This window comes from Streptomyces sp. A1136, from assembly GCF_004795055.1.
Taxonomy (GTDB): Bacteria; Actinomycetota; Actinomycetes; order Streptomycetales; family Streptomycetaceae; genus Streptomyces.
Map to the genome: position 1 here is coordinate 81,457 of NZ_SSBJ01000005.1, position 22,060 is coordinate 103,516.

Annotated in this window: 20 protein-coding genes; 7 read left to right on the top strand and 13 right to left on the bottom strand. The window is 73.4% G+C overall.

Going from position 1 to position 22,060, the window contains the following annotated elements:
- Positions 1-137: 137 nt before the first annotated feature.
- The 3 genes from E6R62_RS06625 to E6R62_RS06635 form a co-directional block, all read right to left on the bottom strand.
- Positions 138-983 (bottom strand): class II glutamine amidotransferase, encoded by an 846-nt coding sequence (locus tag E6R62_RS06625; protein WP_136212353.1) that lies wholly within the window; start codon positions 981-983, stop codon positions 138-140.
- 63 nt (positions 984-1,046) lie between these two features.
- Complete coding sequence (locus E6R62_RS06630; RefSeq protein ID WP_136212354.1) at positions 1,047-2,060, bottom strand: iron-containing redox enzyme family protein; 1,014 nt, start codon at positions 2,058-2,060, stop codon at positions 1,047-1,049.
- Positions 2,057-2,797 carry a HemK2/MTQ2 family protein methyltransferase gene (locus E6R62_RS06635; RefSeq protein WP_136212355.1) on the bottom strand — a complete coding sequence of 247 codons (741 nt, stop codon included), beginning with the start codon at positions 2,795-2,797 and terminating at the stop codon, positions 2,057-2,059. The genes E6R62_RS06630 and E6R62_RS06635 overlap by 4 nt, the downstream gene beginning before the upstream one ends.
- A 136-nt stretch (positions 2,798-2,933) precedes the next feature.
- Between E6R62_RS06635 and E6R62_RS06640 the strand changes: the two genes are divergently transcribed.
- Entirely contained in the window at positions 2,934-4,118 is a 1,185-nt protein-coding gene (locus E6R62_RS06640) for a zinc-dependent alcohol dehydrogenase (protein WP_136212356.1), read from the top strand.
- A gap of 15 nt (positions 4,119-4,133) precedes the next feature.
- Here the strand turns inward: E6R62_RS06640 and E6R62_RS06645 are convergent, their stop codons facing one another.
- The 4 genes from E6R62_RS06645 to E6R62_RS06660 all read right to left on the bottom strand — a co-directional run bounded on the left by E6R62_RS06645 (position 4,134) and on the right by E6R62_RS06660 (position 7,673).
- Positions 4,134-5,183 (bottom strand): NAD-dependent epimerase/dehydratase family protein, encoded by a 1,050-nt coding sequence (locus E6R62_RS06645; RefSeq protein WP_136212357.1) that lies wholly within the window; start codon positions 5,181-5,183, stop codon positions 4,134-4,136.
- Positions 5,180-5,911, bottom strand: a complete 732-nt coding sequence (locus tag E6R62_RS06650; protein ID WP_136212358.1) for an HAD family hydrolase — start codon at positions 5,909-5,911, stop codon at positions 5,180-5,182. Before E6R62_RS06650 ends, E6R62_RS06645 begins: the two co-directional genes overlap by 4 nt.
- Positions 5,912-6,034: 123 nt before the next feature.
- Positions 6,035-6,358, bottom strand: a complete 324-nt coding sequence (locus tag E6R62_RS06655) for a plasmid stabilization protein (protein ID WP_136212359.1) — start codon at positions 6,356-6,358, stop codon at positions 6,035-6,037.
- A gap of 34 nt (positions 6,359-6,392) precedes the next feature.
- Entirely contained in the window at positions 6,393-7,673 is a 1,281-nt protein-coding gene (locus E6R62_RS06660) for a cytochrome P450 (protein ID WP_136212360.1), read from the bottom strand.
- Between the two features lie 154 nt (positions 7,674-7,827).
- On the opposite strand from E6R62_RS06660, the gene E6R62_RS06665 reads away from it, so the two are divergent.
- From E6R62_RS06665 to E6R62_RS06675, 3 genes are all read left to right on the top strand, one after another.
- Positions 7,828-8,061, top strand: coding sequence for a hypothetical protein (locus E6R62_RS06665; protein WP_136212361.1), 234 nt, complete (start codon positions 7,828-7,830; stop codon positions 8,059-8,061).
- Positions 8,062-8,271: 210 nt separating this feature from the next.
- Positions 8,272-8,490 (top strand): CDGSH iron-sulfur domain-containing protein, encoded by a 219-nt coding sequence (locus E6R62_RS40690; protein WP_240801529.1) that lies wholly within the window; start codon positions 8,272-8,274, stop codon positions 8,488-8,490.
- Complete coding sequence (locus E6R62_RS06675) at positions 8,487-9,506, top strand: SDR family oxidoreductase (protein WP_136212363.1); 1,020 nt, start codon at positions 8,487-8,489, stop codon at positions 9,504-9,506. Before E6R62_RS40690 ends, E6R62_RS06675 begins: the two co-directional genes overlap by 4 nt.
- Positions 9,507-9,658: 152 nt before the next feature.
- Here E6R62_RS06675 and E6R62_RS40240 read toward each other — a convergent pair whose 3' ends face one another.
- From E6R62_RS40240 to dnaK, 4 genes are all read right to left on the bottom strand, one after another.
- Complete coding sequence (locus E6R62_RS40240; protein ID WP_206308666.1) at positions 9,659-10,276, bottom strand: hypothetical protein; 618 nt, start codon at positions 10,274-10,276, stop codon at positions 9,659-9,661.
- 1 nt (position 10,277) lies between these two features.
- Positions 10,278-10,820 carry a hypothetical protein gene (locus E6R62_RS06685; protein WP_136212364.1) on the bottom strand — a complete coding sequence of 181 codons (543 nt, stop codon included), beginning with the start codon at positions 10,818-10,820 and terminating at the stop codon, positions 10,278-10,280.
- A 123-nt stretch (positions 10,821-10,943) separates the two neighbouring features.
- Positions 10,944-11,552 carry a nucleotide exchange factor GrpE gene (gene grpE / locus E6R62_RS06690; RefSeq protein WP_136212365.1) on the bottom strand — a complete coding sequence of 203 codons (609 nt, stop codon included), beginning with the start codon at positions 11,550-11,552 and terminating at the stop codon, positions 10,944-10,946.
- A complete protein-coding gene (gene dnaK / locus E6R62_RS06695) occupies positions 11,549-13,438 on the bottom strand; it encodes a molecular chaperone DnaK (RefSeq protein WP_136212366.1) in 1,890 nt (629 codons plus the stop codon). The genes grpE and dnaK overlap by 4 nt, the downstream gene beginning before the upstream one ends.
- Positions 13,439-13,703: 265 nt before the next feature.
- Here dnaK and E6R62_RS06700 point away from each other — a divergent pair, with 265 nt between their 5' ends.
- Both E6R62_RS06700 and E6R62_RS06705 read left to right on the top strand, forming a co-directional pair.
- Positions 13,704-14,444, top strand: a complete 741-nt coding sequence (locus tag E6R62_RS06700; RefSeq protein WP_136212367.1) for a DUF72 domain-containing protein — start codon at positions 13,704-13,706, stop codon at positions 14,442-14,444.
- 163 nt (positions 14,445-14,607) lie between these two features.
- A complete protein-coding gene (locus E6R62_RS06705) occupies positions 14,608-17,208 on the top strand; it encodes a YfhO family protein (protein WP_168713988.1) in 2,601 nt (866 codons plus the stop codon).
- A gap of 64 nt (positions 17,209-17,272) precedes the next feature.
- Here the strand turns inward: E6R62_RS06705 and E6R62_RS06710 are convergent, their stop codons facing one another.
- Positions 17,273-18,610: an MFS transporter gene (locus E6R62_RS06710; protein ID WP_136212369.1), complete on the bottom strand. Its 1,338-nt coding sequence runs from the start codon at positions 18,608-18,610 to the stop codon at positions 17,273-17,275.
- Positions 18,611-18,813: 203 nt separating this feature from the next.
- Here E6R62_RS06710 and E6R62_RS06715 point away from each other — a divergent pair, with 203 nt between their 5' ends.
- On the top strand, positions 18,814-21,477 hold the full coding sequence (locus E6R62_RS06715) for a SpoIIE family protein phosphatase/ATP-binding protein (RefSeq protein ID WP_136212485.1): 2,664 nt from the start codon (positions 18,814-18,816) through the stop codon (positions 21,475-21,477).
- A gap of 11 nt (positions 21,478-21,488) precedes the next feature.
- Here the strand turns inward: E6R62_RS06715 and E6R62_RS06720 are convergent, their stop codons facing one another.
- Complete coding sequence (locus E6R62_RS06720) at positions 21,489-21,956, bottom strand: Lrp/AsnC family transcriptional regulator (protein WP_136212370.1); 468 nt, start codon at positions 21,954-21,956, stop codon at positions 21,489-21,491.
- Positions 21,957-22,060: the final 104 nt, after the last annotated feature.

Here is a 22,060-nt window from a genome sequence, read left to right on the forward strand (position 1 = left end):
GATGCCCTCGCGCGCGACTGTCCGGCGGGAGCACGTCTTCGCGCCTCCCGGGGATGGCGTCGGAACTCCGGGGGGGGCAGGGTCCCCGCCGGGCGGCCGCAGCCCGCGCGGCTCGCCGGGCCCGCCCGGCGGCGGGCTCAGGGAGGCTCGGGGATGAAGGGGAGGTACTCCTCCTCCTCTTCCTCGCCGGTCGGGATGACGACGTAGCTCGCCTCGGGGAGCTCGTTCCACACGCCGGGCAGGTCGCCGAGGGGTTCGGACACCACCAGGCGGGTCTCGTCGGAGACCTGTCGCAGATACGGCAGCTCCGGGTAGAGCTCGCGCACGGTGTCGGCCCTGCTGCTGTAGAAGAGCGAGCGGGACTTGCGCCCGCTGGAGTAGCGGAACGCCCACAGCTTGTGTCCGTCGCTGACGGCGATGGTCATCTGGAGCGGTTCGTCGACCCCGTGCTCCTTGCCGAGGCGTTCGACCAGCCCGGCCATCCGGGCCACCGCGCCGGGCACGTCCTGGTCGAGACCGAAGGTGACGGCCAGGTAGAACATGACCTCGGAGTCGGTCGAGCCCTCGATGGAGGGGAAGAGGGCCGGGTCGACGGCCATGCAGAGGTCCCGCTGGAGCCGGTGGAAGTCCGTGATCGCCCCGTTGTGCATCCACAGCCACCGACCGTGCCGGAAAGGGTGACAGTTGGTCTGCTGAATGGCGGATCCGGTCGAGGCCCGGACGTGGGCGAAGAAGAGTCGCGAGCTGACGTGGGCCGCCAGTTCCCGCAGGTTCCGGTCGTTCCAGGCCGGTCCGATGTCACGGAACACCGCCGGGGTCCCGTCGCCGTGCTCGCTGTACCAGCCGATCCCGAAGCCGTCGCCGTTGGTCGTCTCCACGCCCAGCCTGGAGTGCAGGCTCTGGTTGATCAACGAGTGCTCGGGACGGTACAGGACGGTGTCGAGCAGGACCGGTGATCCCGAGTACGCGAGCCAGCGGCACATGGGCGGCACCCCTTTCAGCACATGGTTCGAGCCTAACGCGGCGGGCGGCGGCGGGCCCGGCGGTCACAGGGGCGTCCGCAGCGCGCTCGCGCCCCGCCGCCACCGGTCCAGCAGCAGGTCCCCGAGGCGGTCCTCCAGCAGGACGGTGGCGTCGGCGCCGAAGGCGATGTCGCCCTCCAGGCCGGGTTCGTCCTCCATCAGACCGGCGATGACCTCGCGGCGCACCAGCTGCTCGTGGACGGCGTCGGCCTCGACGTGCTCGTCGTAGAAGTGCTCGGCGGCGGGGCCCGCCTCCAGGCGGCGCATGGCCGCCGCCAATCGGCGGGAGCCTGGCGAGGAGGTGACCTCGACACAGGCGAAGTGGCCGACGAGCGCTCCGCGCAGCGCCCGGTGCAGCCCGAACAGGGACATGAGGTTCACGATCGCGAGGGCTTCGGCCGGCGCCGCGTCGAGGTAGTGGCCGTAGTCGGTGTTCAGTCCCAGGTCCGCCATCAGACGGGCGAACAGCTCGGCGTGCACCCGGTCGGCGTGCCCCGCGCCGAACTCGTCGTACTCGATGGCGACCATGGCGGCCTTCGCCCGGCCGCGCAGGCGCGGGATGACCCATACGTGGGGGTCGGCCTCCTTGAGGTGGTAGAGCGAACGCAGGGCCGCGTACTCGCGCACGTGCCGCAGTTCCCCGTCGCGCTCCAAGTACCCGCTGACGCTCCCGGAGTGGTCGACCGGCTCCAGCAGCAGCTCGCCGAAGGCCTCGTCGACGGTGCGGCCCGCGGGGGCGTCGGCGCGCAGGGCGGTGAGGAAGCGCCGTTCAAGGGCGCGCCGCAGCTCCAGGAGTCCCGGATCCCACTCCCGGGTGTCGGCGACGCCTTCGAAGCCCCGGTAGTGCAGCTCGTAGAGCTGGTAGAGGGCCAGGTGCAGGTCGTCCCCGTACGGGTCCGCCGTGTGTGCGGCGGCGGGGTCCGGGGGCGGGGCCGTCGGGTCGAGCAGGGCCTCGGCCACCGCGGCCGAGAGGGGGCCGCGCGGGACGGGGAGTCGGGGGGCGGTGGACGCGTGGGCGCGGGTGGTGCTCGCCGTCACTGGTGAATCCTCCTCAGGGGCCGTTGGGCGTCGCGGGGGGCGGGGGCGGCCGGCGCGACGGCGCGGATCACGACCAGTTCCTCGGTCGTCTCCTCCGGGCCCAGCAGTCCCCGCTCGCGCAGCCACGGGAGCCGGGAGCGCAGGACCGGGCCGAAGGGGATGCGGGTCCGGTCGGCGACCTCGGGCCGCATCCCGGCGGCGGTCAGTTGCTCCAGCGTCGTCTCGGTGCCGCACAGGGCGGAATGGACGATCAGCAGGGTGCCGTGCGGTTTGAGCAGGCCGGGGGCGCCGGCGCAGATGCGGTCCACGATCTGGCGCCCGTCGTGGCCCGCGTCCCAGGCCCGGGCGGGCCCTCGGGTGGGAAGGCCCGGGTCCGGGGCGGGCACGTAGGGCGGGTTGCTGACGACGAGGTCGAAGGGGCCGAGGGCCGCGGCGGTCGCCACGCTCCCCCGGCGTACGGTGATCGGCTGCCGCATCCGCAGGGCGTTGAGGCGTACGGTCAGGGCCGCGCGCCAGGAGACGTCCACCGCCGTCACCCGGGCCCCCCGGCGCGCCGCGTACAGGGCCAGTGCCCCGCTGCCGGCGCCGATGTCCAGCACGTCCATGCCCGGTGCGACCTCGTCCCGTACGGCTTCGGCCAGGAGGCAGGTGTCCTCCTGGGGCGCGTAGACCCCGGGAAGGGTCCACAGGCGGGCGAATTCGTGACGCGCCTGGGGGAATCCGAGGCTCAGCGACATCCAGCACCTCCGTTGTCGGTCGGTCAACGGGCGGCTACCCCGTCCCGGGCACACCACACGTATCCGTCAGGTGTGCGGCCGCGTGGGGTGGGGAGGCGCGGAGGGCAGAGTCCACTTCTTCGACGGAGGCAAGACCATGCGCGCATTGACCTGGCAGGGCACGCGGGACGTACGGGTGGAGACCGTTCCGGATCCGGTGATCAAGGACCCGACGGACATCGTCGTCAAGGTGACGTCCACCGGGATCTGCGGCTCCGATCTGCACCTGTACGAGGTCCTCGGGCCGTTCCTGGACGCCGGCGACATCCTCGGCCACGAGGCGATGGGGGTGGTCGAGGAGGTGGGCGCGGACGTGACGACGCTGCGGCGCGGGGACCGGGTGGTCATCCCGTTCAACGTGTCCTGCGGCGACTGCTTCATGTGCGACCAGGGCCTGCACTCGCAGTGCGAGACGACGCAGGTGCGGGAGTACGACAAGGGCGCCTCGCTGTTCGGCTACACCAAGCTCTACGGGCAGGTGCCCGGCGGGCAGGCGGAGTACGTGCGGGTGCCGTTCGGTGACCGGCTGCCGGTGAAGGTGCCCGAAGGGCCGCCGGACGAGCGTTTCGTGTACCTGTCCGACGTCCTGCCGACCGCGTGGCAGGCGGTGCGGTACGCGGCCGTCCCGCCCGGCGGCAGCGTCGCCGTCCTCGGTCTCGGGCCGATCGGACAGATGGCCGCCCGGATCGCCCTGCACCAGGGAGCGGAGCTGGTCATCGGGGTGGACCTGGTCCCGGCCCGGCTGGCGCGGGCCAAGGCCTTCGGGGTCCACACGTTGGACCTCAAGGAGCAGGGCAAGCACCTGGTGGAGACCGTGCGCGACCTGACGCGGGGCCGTGGCCCGGACTCGGTCATCGACGCGGTGGGCATGGAGGCGCACGGAGCCCCGCTGGCCGCCGCCGCACAGCGCTTCACGGGGCTGCTGCCGGACGCCGTGGCCAGGCCGCTGATGGAACGCGCCGGAGTGGACCGGCTGACCGCGCTGCACACCGCCATCGACCTGGTCCGGCGGGGTGGCACCGTATCCGTGTCCGGCGTCTACGGCGGCGCGGCCGACCCCATGCCGCTGCTGACCATGTTCGACAAGCAGATCCAGCTCCGGATGGGGCAGGCCAATGTCCGCGCCTGGGTCGACGAGATCCTGCCGCTCCTGGAGGACTCCGACCCGCTGGGCGTCGAGGGTTTCGCCACCCACACCATGGCGCTGGAGGAGGCACCCCGGGCCTACGCCATGTTCCAGGACAAGGAGGACGGCATGATCAAGACCCTGCTGAAGCCCTGATTCAGGGCTCCCGATTCAGGGCTTCGGGGCGAGGGGCGCGGTGGCCATTCCCGCGCCCTCGCGCAGGCCTTCGAGGAACTCCTCGACCGCCTCCACCGCGGTGTGGCGCGGCTCCCAGCCGAGTTCCGCGCGGGCCCGGGCGCTGTCCAGCAGCGGGAGCCGCAACACCGCGTCGAACAGGTCGGGTGACGCGGGTACGGCGCGCAGCCGCCAGGCGGCGGAGAGCGCGGCCCGCACCGGTGCGGCCGGCATCCGCACGGTCCGGGCCTTGAGGATCTCCGCGAGCCGTGCCGCGTCGAGCGGCGGGTCGCAGGCGAGGTTGAAGGCGCCCCGTACGGGTCGGGTGACCGCGGCGGCGTAGGCGGTCGCCGCGTCGTCGGTGTGCAGCGCCTGCACGCGCAGTCCGGGCAGGTCGGGGACGATCGGGATCAGGCCGGGGCGGACGAGCCGGCCGGGCAGCAGCCGGCCCGCGAAGATCCGGCGCTGTTCGGACGCGGCCTCCCGCTTGAAGAGGAACGCGGGCCGCATCCGCACGACGCGGATGTCGGGGTGGACGCTCTCATAGGTGTCCAGGACCCGCTCCAGGTACGACTTCTCCCGGGTGTAGGCGGCCTGCGGCCAGCCGTGGGTGGGCCAGGTCTCGTCCACGGCCCGGTCCTTGGGGCCGGGCGAGTACGCGCCGACCGAGGAGGCGTGGACGAGCGCGGGGACCCCTGCGGCGGCCACGGCGTCGAACACGCGGATGCCGCCGAGGACGTTGGTCCGCCAGGTCTCGGCCGGATCGTGCGTGGGCTGGAACTTCCAGGCCAGGTGGACCACCGCGTCGGCGCCCTCGAAGAGGGGCACCAGGTCCGCGCCGCCGGGTTCGATGTTCACCGGGCGCCAGTCGGTTCCGACCGGCCGCCAGTCGGGGAGCCGGCGCGCGAGGCCGAGGACCGAGCCCACGGCGGGGTCGTCCAGGAGGGCCCGCACCACGCTGGTGCCGACATTGCCGGTGGCGCCGACGACCACGACGCGCAGGCCGCCGCCCGGCGCGCCGGACCCGGACGAGGGTGTCGCGGTCATGCCTGTCCCCTTTCCGCGGAGAGACGCTCCCCGGAGGTCGCCGGCGTCTCGGCCGCCCGCTCCCGCGCGACCTGATCGAAGGGGCTGTCGTCGAGACGGGCGAGCAGCTCGGCCGGGTCCCGGTACACCTCGCGGGCCCCGGCCTCTTCGAGGTCGCGGCGCGCGATGCCGCCGCACAGCAGGCCGACGCAGGTGACGCCGGCCCGGGTCGCGGCCTTCATGTCCCACACGCTGTCGCCGACGAACACGGCGGCGTGGGCGGGGGCGTCGACGAGGTCGAGGGCGTGGTGCACCGGGTCGGGCGCCGGCTTGCCCTCGCTGACGTCGTCCGCGCTGGCGGTGGCGGTGATCGCGTCGTCGGCGCCGATGGCCCGCCGCAGCGCCTCCAGTTCGGTGCTCCCGGCCGAGGTGACCAGCACCACCCGCCAGCCGCGCCCGGCGAGTGCGCGCAGCAGCTCGGCGGCGGAGTCGAAGCCGGGCAGCCGGTCGAAGTAGGTGCCGTAGAGGGTGTCGTGGGCGGCCTTCAACGCGTCGTCCTGGTCGGTGTCGCGGTCGTCGCCGAGCAGGTGGGCGATCAGGTCCTCCCCGGGGAGGCCGATGGCGTGGTGGATGGCGTGCATCGGCACGTCGTGTCCGGCTTGGCGCAGGGCTTCCCACCAGGCCGTCACATGCAGGTGGTTGGTGTCGGCGAGGGTTCCGTCGACATCGAACAAGGCGGCGCGGTTCATGCGGTTCCTCCCGTACGGCCGGCGGGGCGGCGGCCGGTGCCCGTGGGCGGGGCGCACGCGGGCCGGCGGTCCCGCCGGGGTGGGGCGTTCCGGGCCTGGTGCGGCCCGGGCGGCGGCCGGGGCTCACTTGCCCAGCTTCTCCTTCAGCTCGGCCTTGTTCATGGACGAGCGGCCGTGCAGGTTCTTGCGCTTCGCCTCTTGGTAGAGCTGGTCGTACGTCGGTCCCTGCGCGCCGGTGTGGGAATGCCGGCCGCCGCGCTCGGACGAGGACATGTCCTCCAGGGAGGTCTTGCTCGCCGTCTTCGACTCCCCCGCCCGTGCGCGTTCCTTGTTGACGGTGCGGGCGGCGATCTCCTTGGCCCGCTCGGGGCTCTCGCCGCGTTCTTGCGCGCTGTCCTTGATGTGCTCGTACTGTCGTTCGCGCTTGGGACTGGATCCGGCGGGCATGGTCGCTCCTTCTTCTCGTCGAGGTTTCGCGGTTCTACCGGTGCGGTGCCCACACGCTGCGGGACGGCACGCCGTCGGCGCGGACCGCCGTGCGCGCGTGGGAGATGACGAATCCGCTGCGCGGCCGGGTGGGCAGCCGGTGGAGCGGGATCGTCAGATCCTGCTCCGGGACGTCGCAGTCCAGCTGGGCGAGGCCGGTGACGACGGCCGACAGCAGGCTGACGGTGATGTCCTCGCCCGGGCAGCGGTGCCCGGTGCGGGCGTCTCCGCCGCCTTGGGGCACGAGGTCGTTCGGCGGTGGTTCCCGGCCCATGAAGCGGCAGGGGTCGAAATCGCAGGGCCGCGGCCAGACGTCGGGGTCGTGGTCGCGTCCGTACAGGTCGAGCAGGAGGAGGCTGCCTTCGGGTACGGGCGTGTCCCGCCAGCGCAGGTCACGGGCGGCGAGGCCGGCGACGAAGGGCGCGAACGGGTAGAAGCGCCGGACCTCGTGGGCGAAGGCGCGGGCGTAGGTCCCGTCGTCCGCCAGGAGCCGGTCCCGGTGGACGGGCGCGCTGTGCAGGGCGTGCGCGGCGAAGACCGCGAACCAGGACAGGGCCACGGTGGGGCGGATGATGTTGAGCAGTTCCACGGCCGCCGTTCGCGGGTCCAGCAGGCGCCCGTCGGCGTCGCGGTGCCAGGCCACCGTGGCCAGGGCCGAGCGGGGCCGTCCCTCGGTCCGCACGGGGGCGGCCGCCGCGCGCAGCTCCGAAACCACCCGGCACAGCGCCCGCTCCTGCCGGGCCCGGGCCCGGCGGGCCTTCCAGTGACGGGGCCCGGCGGTGGCGAATCCGTCGACGGCGGCCACGCAGTCCTCGCCGATCGAGCGCGCCGCCCCCTCCGAGAGGGGCAGTCCCATCCAGTCGCACACGGCTCCGGCGAGGACGGCGCTCATCTCGTCGAAGAGCACCACCTCGCGTCCCTCCCAGCCGGCCACGGCGCGCGGCCAGCGGGCGGTGAACCGTTCGGTGAGCGCGGCGATGCCGCCCTCGGACATCAGGAGGGAGACGAACAGGTCCTTGCGGACGCGATGGCGGTCGCCGTCGAGCGTGTGCACCGCGCCCCGGCCGAACAGGGTGTCGAGGACCGGGCCCGGGAGGGCGCCCTCGCGCAGGACGTGCTGTTCGTCGTAGAAGAACTCCACCGCTCCCGGACCGTCGAGGACGATCGTCCGCCGGCCCATCAACCGGGTGACGACCGGTTCTCCCCCGGCACGCTCCTGGAGGCCCGGCAGCCATGCGTAGCCGCGGGCCAGCAGTGAGGCGGTGCTGTCGATCACGGAAGCGAACATACGCGGCGCCTACCCTCTTCGCCGCTCGGCACTCCTGCCGTTCGGCGTAGGCCGGGGGTGCGGGCCGGGTGCCCGGGGGTAGACGGGGACGAGGAGGCGTCCGCGAAGGACGCCGACGGCGACGACGAGGAGGAGGACGGCGATGAGCGGGACGGCTCGGACGGGTGGCACGGACGGGGGCGGTGGGATGGAGGACAAGGCCCAGCGGCCCGGGATCGGGCGTGAGGAGCAGGTGGACGAGGCGCCCGGTCAGGAGGGCGGTACCCGCGGCCGCAGCAAGGAGGAATCGACCCGACGGCGGCCCGGGGAGGGGCACTCCCCGCGGGACGGGCGGACGGAGGAGGGCGGGGAGGGCCGGGGGGCGGACGGCCCGTAGACCGGAGGGAAACCACCGGCACTCGCGGCCGAACGGGTGCCGGACGGGTTTCGACGGCCGCTGACCGGCAAGGCGGAGCGTATGAACGCGAAGCGATCCGAGGTAACCGAGGCGGGCCCCGCATCCGGGGCGGACCGGGCGTCCGGGGCGGTCGCGGCGTCCGGGGCGTCCGGGGCGTCCGGAACGACGACGGCCGCCGGCGGCGCCCCGGTGCGGCACGTCACCGAGCCAGACGGCCCCGAGCTGGTCGAGGGACCCGTGGAACGCCCCCGGCGGGACGGTTCCACGGCCCGCTCGGAGCGCCCGGTCGTGGCCGTGTGCACCTGTCGGCGGAGTCGGATCTACCCCTGGTGTGACACCAGCCACCGCGCGCGTACCCGCGGGGACGAGGCCGCTGAGGGGTCCGAGCGGGAAGGGGAGCGGCCATGAACGGGTCCGCCGCCCGGGGCCGGGTCGTGGTCGTCACCGGCGCCAGCGGCGGCGTGGGGCGCGCGGTCGTCCGGGCGTTCGCGGCCCGCGGCGACCGCCTCGCCCTGATCGCGCGCGGCGGTGCGGGCCTCGAAGGCGCCGTCCGGGACGCCGAGGAACGGGGCGCGCGGGCCCTCGCCATCGAAGCGGACGTCGCCGACCCCGAGGCGGTCGAAGCCGCCGCGCAACGGGCGGAGGACGAACTCGGCCCCCTCGACATCTGGGTCAACGTCGCCTTCACATCCGTGTTCGCGCCCTTCACGGAGATCGACCCGGACGAGTTCCGCCGGGTCACCGAGGTCTCTTATCTCGGGTACGTCTACGGCACGCACGCGGCCCTGCGCAGGATGCTCCCGCGCGATCGCGGCACCCTGGTCCACGCCGGTTCCGCGCTCGCCTACCGGGGCATTCCGCTGCAGAGCGCGTACTGCGGCGCCAAGCACGCCATCCAGGGCTGGCACGAAGCGCTGCGGTGCGAACTGCTCGCCTCGGGCACGCGCGTGCGCACCACGATGGTGCAACTCCCCGCCCTGGACACCCCGCAGTTCGACTGGGTGCTGTCGCGGCTGCCGCGGCGCGCGCGGCCGGTGGCGCCGATCTACCGGCCCGAACTCGCCGCCCGGGCCATCGTGTACGCGGCGGACCATCCGCGGCGGCGGGAGTACTGGGTCGGCGGCAGTACCGCGGCGACCCTGATGGCGAACGCCGTCGCGCCGGGGCTGCTCGACCGGTACCTGGCCCGTACGGGTTTCGACTCCCAGCAGACGGACACCCCGCGCCCGGCGGACGAGCCGGCGAACCTGTGGGAACCGGCCGACACCCGGCGGGACTTCGGGGCGCACGGCCGCTTCGCCGCGTCGTCCCATCAGCACAGCTTCCAGTGGTGGGCCACCCGGCACAGGGGCGCCCTCGCCGCGGCGACGCTGTGCGGGGCCGGGGCCGCCTCCCTCGCCTGGGCCCGCCGCGCCGGCGACTGAGGACCCGCCGTCCCCCGCCCGGGGTGCCCCCCGCAGGAGCGTACGAGCGGTCGGCCGGCGCACCTCGTGCACCGGCCGACCGTTGTCCGATGGGGCCACCCGGCCGCCGGCCGTGCCCCGTCCCGTCGGACGGCCGGCGACCGTGAGGGCGGTCAGGTCGTGAGGAGGCGGTTGAAGAAGGAGCGGTAGCGCTGGAGCGCGATGCGCAGGTCTTCCGTCACCACTTCCTCGCCCTTGCTCCACTGGCCTTCCAACTCCTCCTTGTGGGAGGCGAACGTGGCCGCCAGCGTCTGCATCACCTCCGCGACGAGGGTGTCCGCGGACCGCACGGCGTCCTGCGGGTCGTCGACGAAGCGGCCCTGGATCTCGCTCCACCTCGTGCGGAAGTCCTCCGCGTCGCGGCCGGCGAGCAACGGTTCGTTGCCGCTGTCGCCCCCGGCGCCCGTGCCGTTCCCGGTACCGACGGCCGTCCCGCCCGCCGTGTCCGAGGTGTCCGCTCCCGCCCGGTCGCCTCCGCGCAGGTCGTCCGTCGTCGTGCCGCCCGCGTCCGCTCCGTGCCGCTCGTCTCCCCCGTACTCCCCGACCCCGTACTCCCCGACGTCCTCCCGCGCGTCCTCGCCCACGCCCGTGCCCGGGCCGACATTGCGGTCGCCCGTCGCCTCCCCCGGGTAGACGGCGGTGCTCCGCTCGTCTGCTCCCGGATGCGCGAGGCGCTCGGTGGTCAGTCCGCCCTCGTCGGGCCGGCCGGCCGTCTCGTCGCGGTCCTGCATGTCATCGGCCTCCTTGATCGCCGAGAAGCTCGTGGAACAGGGCGCGGTAGTGCACCATCGCCCCGCGGAGCTCCTCCGTCGTCGCCTGTCCTTCGCTGCTGCGCGCGTTGACCGCGTGGGCAGCCCGGTAGTGTTCCAGCGTGCTTCCGTGCTCGACCGAGAGGTCGCGCACCTGGTCGCCGAACCCGTTGGTCGGGTAACCGCGTTCCCTCATGAGCCGCGTGACCAATTCGTCCGCCTGGGCGACAGCCCCCTCGGGGCGGTCCACGAAGCGTTCCTGGACGCCCTGCCATTCCTCGGCGTACTGGGTCCGGCGCGCCGGCGGCAGTTCCTTGATGTCCAGCTCCGCGTGGCGCTGCTCGCGGGCGCGCAGTTCACGCTCGGCGGCCAGCCGGCCGCCCTCGTCCTCCACCGTGCGGTCGTACTCGGGCCCGAACCGCTCCCTCAGGTGCCGTCTGCGCGAGGCCAGGCGGACCGCGACCGCGATGGCGATCAGTACCACCACCACGAGAACGATGATCACGATGAGCGTGCTTGTCGACATGGGGGCCTCCACTCGGGGCCGTGCTTCTCATCGGCGTCGTCGTAGGCGCGTGCCCGCCCGCGGGGACCGCAAACCCGCCGGCGGTCGCCTCAGGGGCGTTCCGTCTCCCCGGCGCTCGCGAGGTCAGTCGCCGGAGGCCGGTTCGGCCACCGCCACTTGGGCGGGGCGCAGCAGCCGGCCGCCGACGCGGTAACCGGGGCGCAGGACCCGGGCGCAGGACGGGGTGGTGCGGTGGGGGTCGGGGGCGGAGGTGACGGCCTCGTGGACGCGGGGGTCGAAGGGGTCGCCGGGTTCGCCGAAGCTCTCCAACCCGAGGGCGGCCAGGCAGGAGCCGAGCAGACGGGCGATGGAGTCGAAGCCTTCGGCGTCCTCGCCGCACGCGCGGGCGGCGTCCACCGCGTCGAGGACCGGCAGCAGCCCGGTCAGCACGTTGGCGACGGCCGCCTCGCGCACGGCGAGGCGGTCACGCCGGACGCGTTTGCGGTAGTTGTCGTACTCGGCTTTGACCCGTTGCAGGTCGGCGGTGCGCTCGGCGAGCGCGCGGGCCGTCTCGGACGTCCCCGCGGGCGCGGGCGCCCGCCGGGGCGGTGTGCCCGGGAGGTCGACGCGGTCCGGGCGGCCGTGAGCCCGGGGGGAGAGGGCGGGCGGCCCGGCGCCGCGCCGGTCGCGCAGGACGACCACCGTCGTGGCGTCGGGGCGCTCCGGTCGCGGGGGCTCGGCCGGGTGGTTCATGCCGTGCCTCCCTTCGGTTTGTCGTCGTCGACGATCTCCGCGTCGACCACGTCGTCGTCGACCGCGCCGTCGTCCGCCTCGGCCCGGCCGGTGTCGGCCGCGCCACCGGCGGCCTGGGCCGCCTGGGCGTCGGCGTAGATCGCCTGGCCGAGCTTCTGGCTGACCGCCGCGACCTTCTCCGTGGCCGTACGGATCGCCGCGGTGGCCTCGCCCTCGGCGGATTCGTTTTTGAGCTTCTCCTTCAGCTCCGCGACGGCCGCCTCGACCTCGGTCCTGACGTCACCGGGGACCTTGTCCTCGTTGTCCTTGACGAACTTCTCCGTCTGGTACACGAGCTGCTCGGCCCGGTTGCGCGTCTCCGCGGCCTCCTTGCGGCGCAGGTCCTCCTCGGCGTGCTGTTCGGCGTCGTGCACCATGCGCCGGATGTCGTCCTTGGGCAGCGAGGAGCCGCCGGTGACGGTCATCCGTTGTTCCTTGCCCGTGCCGAGGTCCTTCGCCGTGACGTGCATGATGCCGTTGGCGTCGATGTCGAAGGAGACCTCGATCTGCGGGACGCCGCGAGGGGCCGGCGGCAGACCGGTCAGCTCGAACATGCCGAGCTTCTTGTTGTACGCCGCGATCTCGCGCTCGCCCTGGTAGACCTGGATCTGCACCGACGGCTGGTTGTCCTCGGCCGTCGTGAACGTCTCGGACCGCTTGGTCGGGATGGTCGTGTTGCGCTCGATCAGCTTGGTCATGATGCCGCCCTTGGTCTCGATACCGAGGGACAGCGGGGTCACGTCGAGGAGCAGGACGTCCTTGACCTCACCCTTGAGCACACCGGCCTGCAGGCTCGCGCCGATGGCGACGACCTCGTCCGGGTTGACGCCCTTGTGCGGGTCCTTGCCGGTGAGTTCCCGGACCAGGTCCGTCACCGCCGGCATCCGGGTGGAACCGCCGACCAGGATGACTTCGTTCACGTCGCCGACCTGGATCTTCGCGTCCTTGACGGCCTGGTGGAAGGGGGTTTTGCAGCGGTCGAGCAGGTCCGCGGTCAGCTGCTGGAACCCGGTGCGGGTGAGCTTCTCCTCCAGGTGCAGGGGACCCTCGGCGGAAGCCGTGATGTAGGGCAGGTTGATGTTCGTCTCGGTCGCGGACGAAAGTTCGATCTTCGCCTTCTCCGCGGCCTCGCGCAGGCGCTGGAGCGCCATCTTGTCCTGGGTGAGGTCGATTCCGTAGCCGTTGCGGAACTGCGTGGCGAGGTGTTCGACGATCCGCTGGTCCCAGTCGTCGCCGCCCAGGTGCGTGTCGCCGTTGGTGGCCTTGACCTCGACGATGCCGTCGCCGATCTCCAGGAGGGAGACGTCGAAGGTGCCGCCACCGAGGTCGAAGACGAGGATCGTCTGGTCGGTGGCCTTGTCGAGGCCGTAGGCGAGGGCGGCGGCCGTCGGCTCGTTGACGATGCGCAGGACCTTGAGGCCCGCGATCTCGCCGGCCTCCTTGGTGGCGGTGCGCTGGGCGTCGTTGAAGTAGGCGGGGACCGTGACCACGGCGTCGGTGACGTCCTCGCCGAGGTAGGCCCCCGCGTCCCGCTTGAGTTTCTGCAGGACGCGCGCGGAGATCTCCTGCGCCGTGTACCGCTTGCCGTCCACGTCCCCGTGCTCGGGGAAGCGCCACCGCGGATCGCCCATGTGCCGCTTGACCGAACGGGCCGTGCGGTCCACGTTCGTGACCGCCTGACGCTTGGCGACCTCGCCCACGAGGACCTCCCCGCCCTTGGCGAAGGCCACGACCGAGGGGGTGGTCCTGGCGCCCTCGGCGTTGGGGATGACGGTGGGTTCGCCGCCTTCGAGGACGCTGACGACCGAGTTCGTCGTTCCGAGGTCGATGCCGACCGACCGGGCCATGGTCCGCTCCCTTCGCGTTCCCGCGGGCCGGTCACGGATCTCGTCGGCACGGGAACTCCCCCCGTCCCGCAAGACGGTCGCGGACAGCCGCCGGGCGTACGGGGCCGACCCTCACCTCCTGGATACGTCGGCGCCGCACGCCCTGTCAACGCGTCCCCGGGACCGGTGCCGACCGACGGCTTCGGGCGGCTCGCACGGCGGTTTCGGGCGGCTCCCGCCGGGCAGGCGCCGTCACAGACGGTCCGTCGCGGCAGCGGAGGTGACCATGCCCGTGTGGGTCGGGACGTCCGGGTGGCAGTACCGGGACTGGACGGGCACCTTCTACCCCCAGGGGGTGCCGCAGCGCCTGTGGCTGGAGGAGTACGCGCGCCGTTTCGGCACGGTCGAGAACAACAACGCCTTCTACCGGCTGCCCGCCCCGGAGACCTTCGCGGCCTGGCGCGCGCGGACCCCTGACGGCTTCGTCATGGCCGTCAAGGCGAGTCGCTTCCTGACCCACATCAAACGACTGCGCGACCCGGAGGAGCCGGTGCGGCGGCTGATGACTCACAGCGCCGCCCTCGGGCCCCGGCTGGGGCCGGTGCTCCTGCAACTGCCGCCCACCCTGCGCGCGGACGCGCGGTCCCTGGACGCCTGCCTCGCCTGTTTCCCGGCCGGCGTGCGGGTGGCGGTGGAGCCTCGACACGAGTCGTGGTGGACGGAGGAGATCCGGTCGGTCCTCACCGAGCGGGGTGCGGCGCTGTGCTGGGCGGACCGGCACTCGCGACCGGTGACGCCGCTGTGGCGCACCGCCGACTGGGGGTACGTACGGTTCCACGAGGGGCGTGCGCGGCCGTGGCCCCGCTACGGGCCGGCCGCGCTGCGCTCGTGGGCGGGGCGGATTACGCAGACCTGGCCGGCCTCGGCGGACGTCTTCGCCTACTTCAACAACGACCCGGGCGGGGCCGCCGTCAAGGACGCCGAGGCGTTCCGGCGGATGGTGGGCGCGGCGACCGTCCCCGCCTGACCTGCGGAACCGTCCCGTGCGCGGGCCGGGCGGCCCGGCCCCGCGGACTGTCCGAGCGGCCGGCGCCGGACGTTCACCCGTCCGCTCCCGCCGGACGGACGCAGGCGCGGCGGTCATGGTGGTGTCGGCACACGGACCGCCCGGCACCTGCGAGGCTGGCGCCATGGTGCTGACGACCTCCCCTCCCACCACCGGCCAGGAGCAGCATCGGCGGGTACGCCGCAGACCGGACCCGCAGAGCGTGGCCGCGGCGGTCTCGGCGGCGCTCTCGATGGGGGCCTACTGCCTGGCGATGGCCGTGCACGGCACGTACCCCTTCGGCGCCCGCTCCCGCGCGGTCAACGACCTGGGCAACCAGTTCGTGCCGTTCCACGCCCATCTGTGGGACCTGTTGCGCGGGGGGACCGAGGGGGACCTCCTCTTCAACTGGGGCAGCGGGTACGGGGTCCCTTTCCTCGCCGACTTCCTCACGTACCTGATGAATCCGTTCTCCTGGCTCGTCGCGCTGTTCCCCCGCGACCGGGTCGAGTTCCCGGTCTTCCTCGTCACCCTGCTGAGCATCGGGCTGGCGACGGCCCTGATGACGGTGTGGCTGGGTCGGTTGCGGCCGGGCCCGCCGTGGCCGCGCGCGGCTCTGGCGGTGGGCTACGGCGTCAGCGGCTGGACCGTGTCGAACGGCTTCGCCGACCCCATGTGGATGTGGGGGTTGGTGGCGCTTCCGCTGACCGGGTTCGCGTACGACTGGTGTCTGCGCCGCCGGCGCTGGGTGTCGGGCACGCTGCTGGTGACCGTGTGCTGGGCCGGCAACTTCTACACCGCCGCGATGGCCACCCTGGGGATGGCGCTGGTCCTGCTGGTCCGGCTGCTGCTCGACGGGCGGCCGTGGCCCGTCCGGCGCCGCGTCGCGCTGCGGGCCCTGTCGATGACGGCTGTCGGGGTGGCGCTGGTCGCCCCGGTGCTGACGGTGACGTTCCCGGCCTCGCGGGCGGCGCAGCCGGGACCCGAGGTCCACTATCCGGGGCCACCCGCCTTCCACGACTACCTCGCCCATCTGCTGCCGGGCGGTTTCCACGCGAGCGCGCCCCAGATCTCGGTGGGCATGCTGCCGCTGCTGCTCGTCCTGGCGTATCCGTTCCTCCGCCGGGTGCCCGGGAGGGAGCGGGTCGCCTGGTGCGTGCTGCTCGTCCTGGTGGCGCTGTCCTACGTCTGGACGCCGACGATCCTGCTCTGGCACGGCCTGGCCCTGCCCAACGGCGGCCCCTACCGGGCCTCGTTCACCCTCGCCGGGATGCTGGTGGCCGTGGCGTGGATGGCGCTGACCGCCCGGCCGCGCCCCCGCGAGCTGACGGCGGGCGCCGGGGTGCTGGGTGTGGTGATGGCCGTGGCCGGACCCAGCGCGTACGTCACCGCCACCACCTGGACCCTGACCCTGGCCGGCGGCGCGGTGGTCCTGGCCCTGTTGCTGTCACTGTCGCGGCGCCGCGGCCGGACGGCGCGGATCGTCCTGACGGGTGCGCTGCTCGGCACGGTGTTCGTCTCCACGGTGTTCACGGTGGTGTCGGTGACCGAGCAGCGGGACCGGGACGAGTGGTGGCGGCCCAAGCGGACGCTGGACGCGCAGTCGCTGGCGGCGCGGGGGGCGGTGCGGGCGGAGAACCGTTGGCCGGACCTGCGCAGCGAGCCCGGTCCGCACGAGTTCGCCGACAACGACCCGCTCCTGCTGGGCGGCCAGGGCGGCGCCTACTACAGCAGTTACCTGCCCGCCCGGACCGCGCGGACCCTGAGCGGGTTGGGGGCGGGCTGGTACATGGCGGGCCGGCACACCGTCGGCTTCGAGGATCCGGTCGGTCGGGCCGTCATGGGCGTGGGCAGCTACCTTGACCACGGCGGCGCGGACGGGTTCACCCGGCGGTCGGCGGACGCGTCCCCGGTGGTGACCTTGCGGCAGGGCGCGCCGGCGGCCGCCGCGGACACCGTGTTCGCCCGTCAGGAGCAGGTGTTGGGGGCGCGGGTCTACACCGTGCCGGCCGCCCGGCCGGCGGGTGGCACGGCGGCCGGGGCCCGGGCCGACGGCTCGTGGCGGCTGCCCCGCGGCGTCCGGAGCACGTTCGCCTTCTCCTGCGCCCCGGGGAGTTCGGCGATCGCGTACGTGCCCTGGTTCTCCGGCACCGTCGAGGCGCTCGGGGCGACCGAGCGGCTGTCGGGCGCATATCCCATGACGAACAACGGTCTGCTGCCGCTGGGCACCGTCACGGGCGCCGGCGAGGTGGCGCTGACGCTGACCGGCGACCGCGCCCAGGACATCCCGCGCTTCCCCGTGGGCTGCCTGGACCGGGGTGCCCTCGACGCGGCGGTGGCACGTCTGTGGGCGTCCGGCCCGACCCGGGTGACGGCGGGCGGTCACACGATCGAAGCCGTCTTCCCGGCGCGCACCTCGGGAGGGACCGCCGTCGTGGCCGTTCCCGCCGTTCGGGGTTGGCGGTGTTCGGTGGACGGGGCGACCGCGAAGGCGCCCGGCACGCTCGACGGGCTGATCGCCGTGCCGTTGGGATCGGGGGCGACCCGGGTGACCTGCGCGTACCGTACTCCCGGCCTGGCGGCGGGGCTCGCGGTGAGCGGGGTGGCCCTGGCCGTGCTGGTGACCGCGCTGACGGTGTCCTCGGCGCCGTTGGAAGGCCGGCGACGCGCCCTGTCGGCGTGCGCGGCCCGCCGGTTCGGGCGGCCGGGACGCCTCAAGCGACTCGGGGGCGAAGGGCCGGCCTGACCGATCGGTGCCGCGCGCGGGGGCTGCTCCCGCGGCGGGCGTCACGACCTTGGGGAACGGCGGCTCAGGCCGGGTCCCTCGCGCCCTCGACGGTCGCCGCGGCGCCCCGGGCGGTATCGGCGGCGGCTTCGGCTTCGGCGGTACGGCCCTCCATCGCCCGCAGCCGGCGCAGGCCGGCGCGCCGCTGCACGAGGGAGAGCGCCGTGACCGCCGCGCCCAGCAGCACCCATCCCGCCGGTCCGGCCGGCATCACCGCGCCGGTCAACAGCAGCGGCCCGGCCGACTTCTGCACGGACTGGGACATCCCCGCGACGCCCAGGTAGGCCGCCCTCTCCCGGACCGGGGCGAGGCTGACCGCCAACTCCCAGGAGCTGACGGACCGCATCAGCTCCGCCGCCGTGGCGAGCACCGCCGCGACGAGCAGGCCGGCCGAGGCGCCCCAGGCCCCGGCTCCGGTGGACAGCGCCAGGAACACGCAGCAGGCGAGCAGGGTGACCCCGTACAGGGCAACCGCTCCGGCCGCCTGGCGCGGTCGACCCACCTTCGCCGACACGCGCAGCTGGAGCAGCACGACGAGCACGGTGTTGACGACGAGGAAGGCCGGGACGAGGGCGTGCGGCGCGCGGGTGTGGGTGACCAGCCACAGCGGCAGCCCGACGGCGAGGATCGAGTCGTCCAGGTTCATGGCGATGTCCAGCAGCACGAACCCCAGGTAACCGCGGTCGCGCCACGGACTCGACGCGGCCGGCGGCGGGCCCGCGGGGGCACCGGTCCGCGCCGCGACCCGTCCGTGGTCGCGCGGCTCGCGGGTGCGCCGGACCAGGAGGGCGGCCGCGAGGAAGGAGAGCGCGTTGGCCAGGATCAGGGCCTGGTAGGCCTCGCGGGTGCCGAGGGCGAGTCCGATCGCGGCGACGCCCGCGCCGATCGCGTAGCCGGCGTTCGCCGAGCTCCGGACGAGGGCCTGGTAGGTGGCCCGGCGTTCGCCGGCCACGCGGGTCGCGAAGAGCATCTCCAGCGTCTTGGCGGCCCTGTCCCCCAGGCTGGTGAGGGCCACGACCACCAGGAGCAGCTCGTACCGGGTGACGACGAGCAGCGCGCAGAGCGTGCCCAGGCGCAGGAGGTGGGCGGCGATCAGCAGCCGGCGGACGGGGAACCGGCCCGCGAGGTGCCCGGCGAGGGGTGAGCCCGCTATGCCGGCCACTCCGGCGGCGCCGAGCAGGATTCCGACCTGTCGGGCGTCGAGTCCGACGACGAAGGTGAAGTACAGGACACTGGCCGCGGCCCACACCCCCGTTCCCGACCGGTCCAGGAACTGCGCGAGCAGCATGATCCGCGCGTCCCGACCGCCGGGCGGCCTCCGCAGCCCGGCCAACAGGCCCCCCGGTCGGTCCTTACGCGTCATCGCGCCGCCCCGCATGCCATTCTCCGTTCCCCCGGGTCATGTATCTCGATGTCGAGATACATGGGGGAGCCTGCCCGATGAGAATCTTGACGTCAAGATAAATTTGCGTGTTCGGGAGGCCCGGCACGAGCGACCACCACGCCGAGGGCCGCCGACAGTGCTACAACTGGGTGCGTGACCGATCCTTGCCACCCGTGCCGGGGATGTCGGTGCGGTCACTGAGCAAAAATCGCCCGCGTAGCGTCGCCCGACAGGTATTCGTCCTCCAGGTGGCGATCGTGGTGCTGCTCGCGGCCGGTGCGGTCCTCGCCCTGTTGCTGCAGTCGCGCCACGACGTGGACCGCGAGGCGCGCAACCGATCCGTCGCGGTCGCCGAGACGTTCGCGCACTCCCCCGGACTCCAGCAGGCGCTGCGCTCCCCCAATCCTTCCAAGATCCTCCAGCCCGTCACCGAAGCCACCCGCGGCAAGGCCGAGGTGGACTTCATCGTGGTGATGGACACCAACGGGATCCGCTACACGCACCCGTTGCCCGACCGCATCGGCAAACGGTTCGTCGGCACGATCGGCCCCTCCCTCGCCGGCCAGGTCCACACCGAAAGCGTGAACGGCCCCCTCGGCAAGGAGTTCCAGGCCGTGGTGCCGGTCTTCGACCAGAACCACAAGGTGGTGGGCCTGGTCTCCGCCGGCCTCAAGGTCAAGAACGTCACCGGCGTCGTGAACCGGCAGCTCCCCGTCATCCTCGGCGCCAGCGCCGTGGGCCTCGGCCTGGCCACCGCCGGATCGGCGCTGATCAGCCGGCGTCTGCGGCGGCAGACCCACGGCCTGGGCCCGCTTGAGATGACCCGGATGTACGAACACCACGACGCGGTCCTCCACGCCGTGCGCGAGGGCGTGCTGATCACCGACGGGAGCGGGCGGCTGCTGCTCGCCAACGACGAGGCCACCCGGCTGCTGCGCCTGCCCCCGGACGCCGAGGGCCGGCTCGTCGAGGAGCTTCCGGGGCTGGACCGGCCCTTGGGCGAGCTCCTGAAGTCGGGCCGGGAGGCCACCGACGAGATGCACGAGGCAGGGGACCGCCTGCTGGTGATCAACCAGCGGCCGACCCGGCTGCGCGGGCGCCGGGAAGGCGCCTCGGTGACCATCAGGGACTCCACCGAGATGCGCGTCCTCAGCACCCGCGCCGACGCGACCCGCAGGCGTCTGAAGCTGCTGTACGACGCCGGTGTCGGCGTCGGAACCACCCTCGATGTGGAACGCACGGCCCAGGAACTGGCCGACGTGGCCGTCCCCCGCTTCGCCGACTTCGTCACCATCGACTTGGCCGAGCCCGTCCTGCACGGCGACGAGCCCACCTCCACGGCCGACCTGCGCCGCACCGCCGTCAGCGGCATCCGGGACGACTCGCCGCTCTACGAGCGCGGCATACTGATCGACTTCCTGCCCTCCACCCCCCAGGCCCGCGGCCTCAGCAGCGGCCGGGCGGAGGTGGTGACCGACCTATCCGACGCGCCCGGCTGGTACGCCCAGGACCCGCCCCGGGCCCAGGCCATCATCGACTACGGCATCCACTCCCTGATCACCGCTCCCCTCAAGGCCAGGGGCACGGTGCTCGGGGTGGTCAACTTCTGGCGCTCGCGCAAGCCCGAGCCCTTCGACGAGGAGGACGTCTCGCTCGCCGAGGAACTGGTCGCCCGGGCCGGGATCACCATCGACAACGCGCGCCGGTACACCCGTGAACACGCCCTCGCCGTCACCCTCCAGCACAGCCTGCTGCCGCGCGACCTGCCGGAGCAGAACGCCGTCGAGGTGGCGCACTACTACCAGCCCGCGCAGTCCGGGGTCGGCGGCGACTGGTTCGACGTGATCCCGCTACCCGGCAGCCGCGTCGCGCTCGTCGTGGGCGACGTCGTGGGACACGGCCTGCACGCCGCCGCCACCATGGGCCGGCTGCGCACCGCCGTGCTCAACTTCTCCTCCCTCGACCTGCCGCCGGACGAGCTCCTCGCCCGGCTCGACGACCTCGTCCAGTACATCGACCAGAGCACGGACGGCGCGGGCAGCGGCGCGGGCCTGCTCGGGGCCACCTGCCTGTACGCGGTGTACGACGCGGTCACCCAACGCTGCACGATCGCCCGGGCCGGGCACGTCCCGCCGTTCGTCGTCCGCCCCGACGGCCGGGTGGAGATGCCCGAACTGCCGCCCGGCGCCCCCCTGGGGCTGGGCGGGTTCCCCTTCGAGTCGGCCGAACTGGATCTGAGCGAGGGCACCCAGCTGGTGCTGTACACCGACGGACTGATCGAGGACAGGGCCCGGGACATCGAGGAGGGGCTCGACCTGGTCCGCGCGGCGCTCGGACATGCCGACCGGGAGCCGGAGGAGACCTGCCGGGCCCTGCTCAAGGCGATGCTGCCGGTACGCCCCCGCGACGACGTGGCCCTCCTGGTGGCACGGACTTCGGCGCTCGGCGCGGACCGCATCGCGGAGTGGGCGGTGCCGTTCGAGCCGAGCGCGGTCGGCGGGATGCGGGCCCTCGCCGTCGCGAAGCTGGAGGAGTGGGGCCTGTCTGAGCTCGCCTTCGGCACGGAACTGGTGCTGAGCGAACTCGTCACCAACGCGATCCGGCACGGCGCCGCCCCCGTACGGCTGCGCCTGCTGCACGACCGGGTACTGACCTGCGAGGTCTTCGACAGCAGCAGCACCTCGCCGCACCTGCGCTACGCCGCCACGACGGACGAGGGCGGCCGCGGACTCTTCCTGGTGGCCCAGATCAGCCGCAGGTGGGGCGTCAGGTACACCCCCGAGGGCGGCAAGGTCATCTGGTCCGAGCAGCAGTTGCCGGACGGGCCGGACGCCGGGGGGCCGTGACCGTCACGTCGTCATTTCGGGTACTTCGGGCTCGGGTACACGCGGGACTGCTTGACGCTGCCGTACGCGAAGCTCGACTCGATGGACGCGATGCCGGGGATGGCGTGGATCCGGTCCCGGACGAGGGCCTCGTAGGCCTGGAGGCTCTCGATGACGACCCGCAACAGGTAGTCGCTGCTGCCGGCCATCAAGTAGCAGTCCTGGATGTGCTCGATGCCGGCGACGTGCTCCTCGAAGAGCCGGACCGCCTCCCCCGTGTGGCGCTCCAGCCGTATCCGCACGAAGACGGTGATCGGCAGTCCGAAGCCGACCTGGTCGACCATCGCGGTGTAGCCGCGGATGAGACCGGCCTCCTCCAGCCGGCGCACCCGGCGCAGACACGGTGACGGGGACAGCCTCACGCGGTCGGCGAGGTCCTGGTTGGACAGGCGGCCGTCGGCCTGCAATTCGCGAATGATCTGGAGATCGACCGCGTCCATCGTCACTCCTTGGCAGATTCTGCCCCCACGGTAGGTGTGGAAGGCAGAACTGGCAATCGCCTGCCCCGCCCGAAGCCCTAGCGTTGCCTTGTGGCCGAATCCGG

Coding starts and splice junctions, on each gene's coding strand:
- E6R62_RS06640 (WP_136212356.1), top strand. CDS start 2,934: ATGCGCGCATTGACCTGGCAGGGCACGCGGGACGTACGGGTGGAGACC.
- E6R62_RS06665 (WP_136212361.1), top strand. CDS start 7,828: ATGAGCGGGACGGCTCGGACGGGTGGCACGGACGGGGGCGGTGGGATG.
- E6R62_RS06635 (WP_136212355.1), bottom strand. CDS start 2,797: ATGTCGCTGAGCCTCGGATTCCCCCAGGCGCGTCACGAATTCGCCCGC.
- E6R62_RS06720 (WP_136212370.1), bottom strand. CDS start 21,956: ATGGACGCGGTCGATCTCCAGATCATTCGCGAATTGCAGGCCGACGGC.
- E6R62_RS06715 (WP_136212485.1), top strand. CDS start 18,814: ATGTCGGTGCGGTCACTGAGCAAAAATCGCCCGCGTAGCGTCGCCCGA.
- E6R62_RS06685 (WP_136212364.1), bottom strand. CDS start 10,820: ATGTCGACAAGCACGCTCATCGTGATCATCGTTCTCGTGGTGGTGGTA.
- E6R62_RS06675 (WP_136212363.1), top strand. CDS start 8,487: ATGAACGGGTCCGCCGCCCGGGGCCGGGTCGTGGTCGTCACCGGCGCC.
- E6R62_RS06625 (WP_136212353.1), bottom strand. CDS start 983: ATGTGCCGCTGGCTCGCGTACTCGGGATCACCGGTCCTGCTCGACACC.
- E6R62_RS06655 (WP_136212359.1), bottom strand. CDS start 6,358: ATGCCCGCCGGATCCAGTCCCAAGCGCGAACGACAGTACGAGCACATC.
- E6R62_RS06705 (WP_168713988.1), top strand. CDS start 14,608: ATGGTGCTGACGACCTCCCCTCCCACCACCGGCCAGGAGCAGCATCGG.
- grpE (WP_136212365.1), bottom strand. CDS start 11,552: ATGAACCACCCGGCCGAGCCCCCGCGACCGGAGCGCCCCGACGCCACG.
- dnaK (WP_136212366.1), bottom strand. CDS start 13,438: ATGGCCCGGTCGGTCGGCATCGACCTCGGAACGACGAACTCGGTCGTC.
- E6R62_RS06645 (WP_136212357.1), bottom strand. CDS start 5,183: ATGACCGCGACACCCTCGTCCGGGTCCGGCGCGCCGGGCGGCGGCCTG.
- E6R62_RS06710 (WP_136212369.1), bottom strand. CDS start 18,610: ATGACGCGTAAGGACCGACCGGGGGGCCTGTTGGCCGGGCTGCGGAGG.
- E6R62_RS40240 (WP_206308666.1), bottom strand. CDS start 10,276: ATGCAGGACCGCGACGAGACGGCCGGCCGGCCCGACGAGGGCGGACTG.
- E6R62_RS06700 (WP_136212367.1), top strand. CDS start 13,704: ATGCCCGTGTGGGTCGGGACGTCCGGGTGGCAGTACCGGGACTGGACG.
- E6R62_RS06650 (WP_136212358.1), bottom strand. CDS start 5,911: ATGAACCGCGCCGCCTTGTTCGATGTCGACGGAACCCTCGCCGACACC.